The 11,040-nt window shown below is 64.6% G+C and carries 9 protein-coding genes and 1 pseudogene; 5 read left to right on the top strand and 5 right to left on the bottom strand.

Annotated features, from left to right (window positions below; translation table 11 throughout):
• Both EN906_RS09970 and EN906_RS09965 read left to right on the top strand, forming a co-directional pair.
• A partial coding sequence (locus tag EN906_RS09970; RefSeq protein WP_164777145.1) for an ATP-binding cassette domain-containing protein occupies nucleotides 1-500 on the top strand: 500 nt, incomplete at its 5' end.
• The gene (locus EN906_RS09965) at nucleotides 497-1,546 is read left to right on the top strand and encodes an ABC transporter permease (protein WP_127269008.1); all 1,050 of its coding nucleotides are present in this window, start codon (nucleotides 497-499) and stop codon (nucleotides 1,544-1,546) included. The genes EN906_RS09970 and EN906_RS09965, both read left to right, overlap by 4 nt.
• Before the next feature lie 270 nt (nucleotides 1,547-1,816).
• Here the strand turns inward: EN906_RS09965 and EN906_RS09960 are convergent, their stop codons facing one another.
• Nucleotides 1,817-4,516, bottom strand: a complete 2,700-nt coding sequence (locus tag EN906_RS09960) for a UvrD-helicase domain-containing protein (RefSeq protein WP_127276953.1) — start codon at nucleotides 4,514-4,516, stop codon at nucleotides 1,817-1,819.
• Nucleotides 4,517-4,767: 251 nt separating this feature from the next.
• On the opposite strand from EN906_RS09960, the gene EN906_RS09955 reads away from it, so the two are divergent.
• Nucleotides 4,768-7,083: a glucose/quinate/shikimate family membrane-bound PQQ-dependent dehydrogenase gene (locus EN906_RS09955; RefSeq protein ID WP_127273330.1), complete on the top strand. Its 2,316-nt coding sequence runs from the start codon at nucleotides 4,768-4,770 to the stop codon at nucleotides 7,081-7,083.
• A 137-nt stretch (nucleotides 7,084-7,220) separates the two neighbouring features.
• Here EN906_RS09955 and EN906_RS09950 read toward each other — a convergent pair whose 3' ends face one another.
• Nucleotides 7,221-7,655: a hypothetical protein gene (locus EN906_RS09950; RefSeq protein WP_127271113.1), complete on the bottom strand. Its 435-nt coding sequence runs from the start codon at nucleotides 7,653-7,655 to the stop codon at nucleotides 7,221-7,223.
• Nucleotides 7,656-8,088: 433 nt separating this feature from the next.
• Here EN906_RS09950 and EN906_RS09940 point away from each other — a divergent pair, with 433 nt between their 5' ends.
• Entirely contained in the window at nucleotides 8,089-8,976 is an 888-nt protein-coding gene (locus EN906_RS09940) for a dienelactone hydrolase family protein (protein WP_127272568.1), read from the top strand.
• A gap of 9 nt (nucleotides 8,977-8,985) precedes the next feature.
• On the opposite strand, the gene EN906_RS09935 is transcribed toward EN906_RS09940, so the two are convergent.
• Entirely contained in the window at nucleotides 8,986-9,894 is a 909-nt protein-coding gene (locus EN906_RS09935; protein WP_127272567.1) for a DMT family transporter, read from the bottom strand.
• A gap of 89 nt (nucleotides 9,895-9,983) precedes the next feature.
• On the opposite strand from EN906_RS09935, the gene EN906_RS09930 reads away from it, so the two are divergent.
• Nucleotides 9,984-10,463, top strand: coding sequence for an Lrp/AsnC family transcriptional regulator (locus EN906_RS09930; protein WP_127269207.1), 480 nt, complete (start codon nucleotides 9,984-9,986; stop codon nucleotides 10,461-10,463).
• A gap of 16 nt (nucleotides 10,464-10,479) precedes the next feature.
• Here EN906_RS09930 and EN906_RS09925 read toward each other — a convergent pair whose 3' ends face one another.
• A complete protein-coding gene (locus EN906_RS09925; protein WP_013531006.1) occupies nucleotides 10,480-10,677 on the bottom strand; it encodes a hypothetical protein in 198 nt (65 codons plus the stop codon).
• Between the two features lie 236 nt (nucleotides 10,678-10,913).
• Nucleotides 10,914-11,040 (bottom strand): annotated as a pseudogene (locus EN906_RS38190) (thioesterase); the annotation flags it as partial.

Below are 11,040 nucleotides of genomic sequence, written 5' to 3'. Positions count from 1 at the left end.
ACATCTTCATGGGCCGCGAACTGACCGGCTTCATGGGCTTTCTCAGGGTCAACAAGGAGATCGAGGAAGCGAGCCGGCTGATGCGCGAGATCGGCTTCACCTCGAAAGTGTTCACGCCGCAGTCGATCGTCGGCCAGCTTTCGGGCGGCGAACGCCAGGGCGTGGCGATCGCCCGCGCCATCTACAAGCAGGCCGAGCTGATCGTCCTCGACGAGCCGACGACGGCGCTGTCGCTGACCGAAACCGCCAAGGTGTTCCATTTCGTGCGCCAGGTGCGGGCGAGCGGCCGCTCGATCCTGTTCATCGGCCACAACATCCATCATGTCTTCGACATCGCCGATCGCTTCGTCGTGCTGGATCGCGGCAAGGTCGCACTGACGACCGACCGCAGCGAGGTCAAGTCGGCCGAAGATCTCATCAACTTCATGGAAGAGGTCGCGCATCCCGGCGGATTGGCCGGACTGCACGATGCCGGCGACGCGGAGCAGAGAGCACGATGAGCAAGACCATGGAGCCAGATCTGCACGAGCCGTCCGCCGGCATTGCCCGCCCCAGTGCCCAGAAAGAGTGGAAACACCCTTCCGATCACTGGATGCGCGGCTTCATCCTCGACAACCGTGCCGCGCTCGGCACGCTCGCCGTGTTCATCGTCATGATGACGGTGTTCATGATCGCCAACCCGACCGTCTTCACCACCTGGTATCTCTACCGCTCGGTGCTGACCACGCTCCCCGTTGCGCTGTTCGTGGTGGTGCCGCTGGTCTTCGTCGTCACCTGCGGTGAGATCGACCTGTCGTTTCCGGCGACGATGGGTTTTGCCTCATGGGTCTTCGCGCTGGTCGTGCAGGCCGGCTACAATCCGTTCCTCGGCATCGCCGCCGCACTCGTCACCGGCATGCTGCTCGGCTTCCTGGTCGGGTCGCTGGTGGTCTATGGCGGGCTGTCGTCGCTGATCGCGACGCTCGGCATGAATTTCCTGCTGCGAGGCCTGATCCAGATCATCAACGAAGGCAAGTCGATGGCGCTGACCAGCCTCAGCGACAGCTGGGCCTATACGATCTTCTCCAGCCAGCTCCTGGGCATTCCGGTGCAGATCTTCTGGGCCATCGGCTTCGTCGTGCTGTCGGCGATGCTCTACAACCGCCACCGCTTCGGCGCGCAGGTGAGGGTGGTCGGTGACAATCCCGACAGCGCCCAGCAGATGGGCATCGACGTCAAGCGCGTGCGGGTGAAAGTGTTTGTCTTCGTCGGCATCGGGGCCGCGATCGCCGGCACCTTCTCGGTGATGATCAACTTCACCTGGTGGCCGACCGCCGGTGATGGCTATCTGCTGCCGGTGCTGGCCTCGGTGTTCGTCGGCGGCACGCCGACCTGGGGCGGCATCGGCACCGTGGTCGGAGGCGCCATCGGCGCTGTCACCGTGTCCTTCATCCAGACCGGCGTCGTGGCGGCAGGATTGAGCGGCTTCTACGTGCAGTTCTTCAACGGCCTAATCATCATCCTGTCGCTGCTCGGTCATAAGTGGAACCAGGCGCGGTATCGGTGAGGGTTTCGTTGGAGGATCGCATGCCTTGACGATTGGCGCCGGCGCTCATCGTTTTCGTCATCCACGGGCGAAGCAAGGAGCGTAGCGACGCAGCGCAGACCCGAGGATCCATGCCGCAACTTCAACGCGTCACTACGGTGCAGAATTCTGCTCCGCTGCACTCCACGGCCAAGGTCACGGCATGGATCCTCGGGTCTCCGCGACGTCGCTTCGCTCCTGCTCCGCCCGTGGATGACGAAGGTGGGAGCTGTCCGCGGGAAAACGCCATCTTCACACCGCCGCGACAAACCCGTCCAGAACGCGTTTCTGGCCGGCCTTGTCGAAGTCGATGGTCAATTTGTTGCCTTCGATGGCCGAGATGTTGCCGTTGCCGAATTTCTGGTGGAAGACGCGGTCGCCGACGTTGAAGGGCGATGGCTTGTCGGCGACGGATTTGGCGACCAGTTCGCCATCGATGGTGCGGCCCTTGACCGAGGTGCGGCCGGCGCCGTAGCCGCTGTCCGTCTCGCCATAGCCGATGCGCTCGACCTGGTGGCCGGAGCGCGAGCCCCAGTTGCGGTCGGTCGCCTCGGTGCGGTTGGCCTGCGCGCGCTGCCAGCCCGGCGTTGCATAGGTGTTGGAGAAGGCGCCGGATTTTTCGGTATCGGCGCCGACATTGTCGAAGCGCGAGGCGCCATAGGGGTTTTGCCGTCCCGCGCCCTGGCCGCCGCGACCGGAGGCAAAAGAACCGCCGCCATAGGAATTGCCGTAGCCGCCATAGGAGTTACCGCTTTCGGCGACTTCGACATGGGCTTCCGGCAGTTCGTCGAGGAAGCGTGACGGGATGGTCGACTGCCACAGGCCGTGGATGCGGCGGTTGGAGACGAACCAAAGATGCAGGTTCTTCTTGGCACGAGTCAGGCCGACATAGGCAAGGCGGCGCTCTTCCTCCAGCCCGGAGCGGCCGCCTTCATCCAGCGCACGCTGGTGCGGGAACAGGCCTTCCTCCCAGCCGGGCAGGAAGACGGTCTCGAATTCGAGGCCCTTGGCCGAATGCAGCGTCATGATCGAGACGGCGTCGAGCCCGGCATTCTGCTCGGCGTCCATGACGAGTGCGACATGCTCAAGGAAGGAGCGCAGCGATTCGTACTCCTCCATCGAACGGATCAGCTCTTTCAAATTCTCCAGCCGGCCGGGGGCTTCGACCGAGCGGTCGTTTTTCCACATGTCGGTGTAGCCGCTCTCTTCCAAGATGGTCTCGGCGAGCTCGGTGTGCGGCGTGGTTTCCAGCGCCTTTTGCCAGCGCTCGAAATTGGCCGACACCTCGCGCAAGGCAGCGCGCGGCTTCGGCTTCAACTCGTCGCTTTCGGCCAGCTTGGCGGCGGCCTCCAGCATCGGGATGCGCAGCGCACGCGCGGTGTCGTGGATCTGGCGGATGGTGGCTTCGCCAAGGCCGCGCTTCGGCACATTGACGATGCGCTCGAAGGCGAGGTCGTCGGCGCCTTGGGCGACGACACGGAAGAAGGCCAGCGCATCGCGGATTTCCATGCGCTCGTAGAAGCGCGGGCCGCCGATGACGCGGTAGTTGAGGCCGAGTGTGACGAAACGGTCCTCGAATTCGCGCATCTGGAAGGACGCGCGGACCAGGATCGCCATGTCGTTGAGATTGTGCTTTTGCCGCTGGTAGGTCTCGATGGTATCGCCGACGGCGCGCGCTTCTTCCTCGGAATCCCAGGCGGCGTGGACATGCACCTTGCCGTCCTCCGGATCGTTCCGGTCGGTGAACAGCGTCTTGCCGAAGCGGCCCTCATTGTGGGCGATGAGGTGGGAGGCCGCGCCAAGGATGTGCGCGGTCGAGCGGTAGTTGCGCTCCAGCCGGATGATGGTGGCGCCGGGAAAATCCTTGTCGAAGCGCAGGATGTTGTCGATCTCGGCACCGCGCCAGCCATAGATCGACTGATCGTCGTCGCCGACGCAGCAGATGTTTACGGTGGCGCGGGTTTCGGCCGAAGAGCGCCCAATCTCCCCCCTAGAGGGGGAGATGTCGCCGGAGGCGACAGAGGGGGGCGCTGTCCCTCCAGCCTGTCGGCGCGAGGCGCCCCCCTCTGTCCTGCCGGACATCTCCCCCTCAAGGGGGGAGATCGGCTTGCCTTGAGGCCGCTGCGCCAGGAGGCGCAGCCACATGTACTGGGCGGTGTTGGTGTCCTGGTACTCGTCGACGAGGATGTATTTGAAGCGCTTGTGGTATTCCTTGAGCACGTCCGGATTGGCGCGGAAGATGCGGATCGGGTGGCACAGCAGGTCGCCGAAATCGCAGGCGTTCAGCGTCTTCAGCCGCTCCTGATAGGCCTTGTAGAGTTCGCGGCCCTTGCCGTTGGCGAAGGCGCGGGCGTCGCCCTCGGTGATGTCGGACGGGCCTTGTCCCTTGTTCTTCCAGCCGTCGATCATCTGGGCGAACTGCTTGGCCGGCCAGCGCTTGTCGTCCAGACCTTCGGCCTGGATCAGCTGCTTGATCAGCCGCACGACGTCGTCGGTGTCGAGGATGGTGAAGTCGGAGCGCAAACCGGCGAGTTCGGCATGTCTGCGAAGCAGCTTCACGCCAATCGAGTGGAAGGTGCCGAGCCATGGCATGCCCTCGACGTTGCCTTCGCCGATCAGGACGCCGATGCGGATCTTCATCTCGCGCGCGGCCTTGTTGGTGAAGGTCACCGCGAGGATCTGCGACGGGAACGCCTTGCCGGTGGCGAGGATGTGAGCGATGCGGGTGGTGAGCACGCGGGTCTTGCCGGTGCCGGCTCCGGCCAGCACCAGAACCGGGCCTTCGGTGGTTTCCACCGCCAGCCGCTGCTCCGGGTTGAGGCCCTTCAGATAGTCGGGTGCGTTGTTGTGTCCGCTGCGGGCAGCCATGGCGCGCGCGGCGATGCCCGACGGGGCCGTGGGCCGCGCATTGGGTTCGTCGAAAAAGGGCATGTCTTCGGAAAAGCCGGACATCGCCCCGAATGTAGTGATTCGGTGGGGAAAGACCAGAACTGTCTACGTTTTGTTCCGCTAAAGTGCCCGATTGCTGCCCACGCTCCCAGTGCGGTCGATGTTATCCCAATGGCGATGGACCATTACCGCCTGCGCTTGAGGCCCATGCTTGACAGGCGGGACCGTCGGGAGAAAGTTGTGCTTCGGGCAGCGACGCAATGCCGGGTTGCCATGGCAGCGCCGCAAAGCGCAACAGTCGAAGGAGTATCATCTTGGCTGTCACCATCACCTCCCTCATTCTTTTCCTCATCGGCCTGGCACTCGGCGGCGGCGGCATCCGCCTGGCGATGCTGGGCGGCAGCTGGTACTATGTCGTTGCCGGCCTTGCCTTCCTGATCGCCGCCTGGCTGCTTTACCGGCGCAGGTCGACTGCTTTGTGGCTCTACGCGGTGATCGTGCTCGGCACGTTGGCCTGGGCGGTCTGGGAAACCGGCTTCGACTGGTGGGAACTCGGGCCTCGCGGCGGCATCATCGTGCTTCTCGCTTTTTGGCTGCTGACGCCGTGGGCGAGGCGGGGTCTCGTCGGCCCTGACGGGCGCGCGCCGCTGATCCTTGCCGTGCTGGCATCATTGGCCGTCGCCGGTTATTCGATGACTTCGGATCCGAAGGATATTGCCGGCGAACTCGGCACCGACAAGGTGGTCGCCAACGCCAATCTCGGCAATGATGTGCCGGCCGGCGAATGGCACTATTACGGCCGCACGCAGTTCGGCCAGCGCTATTCGCCGCTCGACCAGATCACACCGGACAATGTCGCCAAGCTGCAGCCTGCCTGGACCTACCAGACCGGCGATGTGAAGGGTCCCGACGATGTCGGCGAGACCACCTATCAGGTGACGCCGCTGAAGATCGGCGACACACTCTACATCTGCACGCCGCATAATTTCGCCATCGCCATCGATGCCGCGAGCGGAAAGGAGAAATGGCGCTTCGATCCCAAGGTCAAGCTCGACAAGGACCGCCAGCACCAGACCTGCCGCGGCGTGGCCTATTACGCCGATGCCGCCGGCGCCGCCGGGCAGCCCTGTGCGACCCGCGTCTATCTGCCGACCTCGGATGCGCGGCTGATCGCGCTCGATGCCGCCAACGGGCAGATCTGCCCGGCTTTCGCCGAGGGCGGCACGCTGAACCTTCTGACCAACATGCCCTATCCGAAGTCGGGCTATTATTACTCGACCTCGGCCCCGCTGATCTCAGCCGGCAAGATCATCGTCGGCGGCGCGGTCAACGACAATTATTCGACGCAGGAGCCATCCGGCGTCATCCGCGCCTACGACGCTGCCACCGGCGCGCTGGTGTGGAACTGGGATTCCGGCAATCCGGACCAGATAACGCCGCTGCCGGCCGGCCAGACCTATACCGCCAACTCGCCCAACATGTGGTCGACGCCGAGCGCCGACGAGAAGCTCGGCCTGCTCTACGTGCCGCTCGGCAACCAGACGCCGGACCAGCTCGGCGCCGGGCGCAGCGCCAATGTCGAGAAGTTCTCGTCGTCGATCACCGCGCTCGACCTCAACACCGGGCAGGTGCGCTGGGTGCGGCAGACCGTGCACCACGATCTCTGGGACATGGACGTGCCGGCGCAGCCGAGCCTGATCGACATCACCAAACCCGACGGCACGGTGGTGCCGGCGCTGGTCGGGCCGACCAAGCAGGGCGACCTCTATGTGCTCGACCGCCGCACCGGCGAGCCGGTCATTGCGGTCAACGAAGTGCCGGCGCCCGGCGGCGCGATCGAAGGTGACCACACATCGCCAACGCAGCCGGTCTCCGACCTTACCTTCATGCCGAAGCCGCTCACCGGTGCCGACATGTGGGGCCTAACCATGTTCGACCAGTTGGCCTGCCGGATCGAATTCCAGGGCCTGCGCTATGAGGGTCGCTATACGCCGCCTTCCGTCCAGGGCTCGCTGATCTACCCCGGCAACTTCGGCACCTTCAACTGGGGTGGCGTCGCCGTCGACCCGGTCCGGCAGGTGCTGTTCGGCATGCCGACCTATCTGGCGTTCAAGTCGGAGCTCATTCCGCGCGATCAGGTGCCGCCACCGGACGAAGGGCGCGGCAGCGAGCAGGGGCTGAACCGCAACGAGGGCGCGCCCTATGCGGTGGTGATGGGACCGTTCCTGTCGCCGCTCGGCATTCCTTGCCAGGCGCCGCCCTGGGGCTATGTCGCCGGCGCCGATCTCAGGACCGGCAAGATCGCCTACATGCATCGCAACGGCACCGTCTACGATATGACGCCGCTGCCGCTGCCGCTGAAGGTCGGGGTGCCGGGCATTGGCGGGCCGATGATCACCGCTGGCGGCGTCGCCTTCCTGGGGGCGGCGGTCGACGACTATCTGCGCGCCTACGACCTGACATCGGGCAAGCAGCTGTGGCAGGCGCGGCTGCCGGCCGGCGGGCAATCGACGCCGATGACCTATACGGTGGCCGACGGCCGCCAGTTCGTGGTCATCGTCGCCGGCGGCCACGGTTCGGTCGGCACCAAGCCCGGGGACTATGTGATCGCCTACGCGCTGCCGAAGTAGGGGCGCAGGGCGCGCGATCTCTCAGAGGTCGCGCCGCCCATCATCTGTGCCGGTATCTTTTCCCCGCATAGTGACGGGGAAAAGTGCCCGACTGGGCGATGAGGGGCGGCAAATCTTCCGATCGGCCCGATTGTCGATCAGCCAATCCCCAGATGGCCCTTCAGGCTGGGCACCGAGCCGAGCACCTTGTTGGTCAGGTCGGGGCCGGCGGCGGCTTCGGCCTGCTGGATCAGCGTCGCGCCGGCCTTCTGGATCTGCGCCATGTCGAGCCCGGATGCCTTGAGCGCGGCGACGCCGTTGATCAGCGCGCCGGCCTTCTCGCCGAGAACGCCGCCAAGCGCGCCCTGCAACGACGACAAAAAACCGCCGCCGCCGGCCGGAGCGGCAGCCATGACGTCATATTGATGGGCGAGGTCGTCGGCGCCGGGGATCCTGGCGAAGAACGCCGAGGCGCTGGTGCCTTCCGCCTCGTGTTCGAGCACCGAGAAGATGGTGCCGACGACTTTCTCCGTCGTCGCCTGGTCGAGGTCCGCCTTCTGCGAAACGGTGTTGACGATGTCCTGGACGTTCATGGCGTCACTCAGCCCTGGGTTTTCGTGTTGCGGTTCCGCTCAGTGCGGACCCTGATCAACGATCGTCTGCCTGCGTTCAGAACCATCGAGCACAGGGCCAAAGCGGCACTCGCCGAAAGGACGAGCGCGCTGGCGAGGATCGGGGAAGGCATGGTCATGGTCATCGCTTCCTTCTGGGTCTGACGTGTGGGCACACGGCCAAGATACTGGGCGATAGCCACCTTCCCTCACGATTGTGGCAGCGCCAGCAGGATTTATCGCCAATGACCAAAAAGTGATGACACGGCCGCGCATGGCGCCGGCTTTACTGCTCGGGCGCGGCCGGCGCCCTGCGCCCTGAGGCAATCGGCGGCCGCGATGAGTGCTCGACTGGATCATGCCGGCTTGGTCCCTATGTAGCTGGGAATTAAAGCCCGAAGCAGAGGACCTATCCATGACGAAACCCGACGCCAAGCCCGCCATCACCCAGGCGATGATCGACGCCTATGACGAATACACGCATCTGACGCTCGATCGCCGCCGGTTCATGGAGCAGTTGACCCGGCTTGCCGGATCGGGTGCGGCGGCGGCCGCGATCGCGCCGCTTCTGGCGGCAAATTCGGCGCAAGCGGCTGTTGTCGCCGACAACGATCCGCGGGTGAAGGGCGAGGACATCAGCTATCCCGGCAGCAGCGGCGAAATGAAGGGCTACCTGGTCAAGCCGGTGGACAAGGCGGGCAAGCTCGGCACGGTGATCGTCGTGCATGAGAACAGGGGGCTCAACCCGCATATCCGCGATGTGACGCGACGCGTGGCGCTGGAGGGGTTCGTGGCGCTGGCGCCGGATTTTCTGTCGCCGCTCGGCGGAACGCCAACCGATGAAGACAAGGCGCGCGACATGTTCGCCAAGCTCGATCCGGCGCAGACCATCGCCAACGGTGTCGCGACCGTCGCTTTCCTCAAGAGCGACAAGGACGGCAACGGCAAGGTCGGCGCCATCGGCTTCTGCTGGGGTGGCGGCACGGTCAACATGCTGGCCATCAACGCGCCCGATCTCAGTGCCGGCGTTGCCTATTACGGCATGCAACCGAAGGCCGCCGATGTATCCAAGATCAAGGCGGCCTTGCTGTTGCACTATGGCGGACTGGACGAGCGCATCAATGCCGGCATCGACGCCTTCAAGAAGGAACTCGACGCGGCGCATGTCGAATACACGGTCTATGTCTATGAAGGCGCCAACCATGCCTTCAACAACGACACGTCGGCAGCGCGCTACGACAAGAAGGCGGCCGACCTGGCCTGGGGCAGAACGATCGCCTTCCTCAAGCAGAAACTGGCATAGGGCGTTCGTCTAATCCGTGTTCGCCGGCTTGTGGAAGGCGACGCCGGCGACCACCAGCGCAATGCCGAGGCAATCGGTAAAACTTGGCATCTGGCGCAGCACGACGACGCCGATCAGCGTCGCGGTGACGGGCAGCAGCGACAGCATCAGCGCGAAGCTGGCGCGTGGCAGCCGCGACATGGCGAGCTGGTCGCAGATGCAGGGAATGACAGAGGAGCAGATGCCGACGCCGATGGCGGCGAACAGCAGCGGCAGTGAGAAAAAGGCCGGCAGCGCATCGGTGAGGCCGATCGGCAGCACGACGATGAAGGCGATCGCCATGGCGGCACCCAGGCCGGCGATGCCGGCGCCTACGCCTGACGCGGCGACGCGGTGGCCGAGCACGATGTAGCCGACAAACAGCGCGCCGTTGAGGAAGGCCCAGCACAGCCCGATGGGATTGTCGGACCATCTGACGTCGATGAGCAGCAAGGTGCCAGCGACGGCGACGACAAGGGCGGCAAGATTGCGCGGGCTCCTGAGGCCGATCGCCGCGACGCCGATGGTGCCGACGAATTCGATCGCCGCCACCAGCGAGATCGGCAGGCGGTCGAGCGCCAGGTAGAACGAACAGTTCATCACCGCCAGACAGGCGCCGAAGGCCAGCAACAGCAGCCTTGTCGAGCGATCGGCGCGGGCGAAGCTTCGCCATGGACGGGTCAGGGGTGCGAAGATGAGTGCTGCCGTGGCGATGCGCAGCCACGCCATGCCGAGCACGCCGACATGCGGGAAAAGCAGCACGGCGAAAGCCGGCCCGAGATAGTGGAAGACGGCGCTGACGGCGAACCAGACATGCGGCGGCAATTTTTCCGTCAGCCTGGCCAGGGTGGGGTTGCCGGGGGCAGGATCTGCCGTAAGAGCTTGCGTTTGATCATTCATCGGCTCAGTATCGCAGGCATATTTGCCGGTTTATATGAGTGATGATGGGCTCGTCTGGCGAGATTTCTCTCAGAAGCAAGGAATTTCCCATGAAGCGCCTTCGAACTGAAAGTGCCGACCTCGATGTCTCTGACATGAAGATCCTGCGTCTGCTGGAGAAGGACGCGCGCACCAGCACGGCGGAGCTGGCACGCTCAGTCGGTCTGTCGGCGCCGAGCGTGGCCGAGCGCATCAAGCGGCTGCAGGAAAGCGGCGTCATCGAGGCCTATTCGGTCAGGATCAACCCGGCGGCACTCGGCCTGCCGCTGTCGGCGTGGCTGCGCATCCGGCCGGTGCCGGGGCAACTGGCCCTCGTGGCCGAGATCATCCGCGAACTGCCGGAGATCGTGCAATGCGACCGGGTGACCGGAGAGGATTGTTTCATCGCGCTGGCGCATGTCGGCTCGGTGGCCGAACTCGAGCGGGTGATCGACCGCATCATTCCTTATGCGATGACCAATACGGCGATCATCCAGTCGTCGCCGGTGGTGGCGCGCTCGGCGCTGGGAGCGTTGAGGCGCCAGGCTTGACCTACAGGAGAGGAACCTATGCGTGGCCGCGCTTCATGCGCGCCTGCTTCAGGATGGCGCGCCAGCGGATCATGTCGAACGGGATCGGCTCGTTGTTGTTGGCGATGTGGAAGATCTCGTTGTTGACGTTCTTGAGCGAGCGCCAGAAATCATAGTCGGTGATGCGCGGATCGGCAGCCAGCCTGTCCACCTCGACCTTGATGTCGGTTTTCATGCACTTTCCTCGAACCGGCGCCGCGCCGCCCGTGTCGCTACCTCGATGCGGATCGTTTTCGACCGACCCGCTGAGTCGCGCAACGGCTCAGATGGCTTGTTCCCGTTAAAACCTTGGTAAGGTTAACGAGGGCGCCGCGCCGCTTCAAGCACTGCTGCCGGCCGATGGGAGGGTTCTGCGATTTTAGATTGCCGGTGTGGCTTTGACGCCGGGAACGAGAAGGTGTCGGCTTCGCCCTATTTGCGTTTGATGCCGATCGAACGGCCGGCCCGTACCGGCATCGGCAGTGCCGAATGGGCGGCGCGCATGGCTTCGACCCTGGCCAGCACATCGGCGGGGAAGGGTGAGACCTTCGGCCCGGAC

This window comes from Mesorhizobium sp. M7A.F.Ca.CA.004.06.1.1, assembly GCF_003999135.1.
Taxonomy (GTDB): domain Bacteria; phylum Pseudomonadota; class Alphaproteobacteria; order Rhizobiales; family Rhizobiaceae; genus Mesorhizobium.
The sequence above is the reverse complement of the archived record's forward strand: the minus strand, read 5'-3'. Positions and strand labels throughout refer to the sequence as shown.

Coding starts and splice junctions, on each gene's coding strand:
- EN906_RS09965 (WP_127269008.1), top strand. CDS start 497: ATGAGCAAGACCATGGAGCCAGATCTGCACGAGCCGTCCGCCGGCATT.
- EN906_RS09950 (WP_127271113.1), bottom strand. CDS start 7,655: ATGAACGTCCAGGACATCGTCAACACCGTTTCGCAGAAGGCGGACCTC.
- EN906_RS09930 (WP_127269207.1), top strand. CDS start 9,984: ATGAAGCGCCTTCGAACTGAAAGTGCCGACCTCGATGTCTCTGACATG.
- EN906_RS09940 (WP_127272568.1), top strand. CDS start 8,089: ATGACGAAACCCGACGCCAAGCCCGCCATCACCCAGGCGATGATCGAC.
- EN906_RS09925 (WP_013531006.1), bottom strand. CDS start 10,677: ATGAAAACCGACATCAAGGTCGAGGTGGACAGGCTGGCTGCCGATCCG.
- EN906_RS09935 (WP_127272567.1), bottom strand. CDS start 9,894: ATGAATGATCAAACGCAAGCTCTTACGGCAGATCCTGCCCCCGGCAAC.
- EN906_RS09960 (WP_127276953.1), bottom strand. CDS start 4,516: ATGTCCGGCTTTTCCGAAGACATGCCCTTTTTCGACGAACCCAATGCG.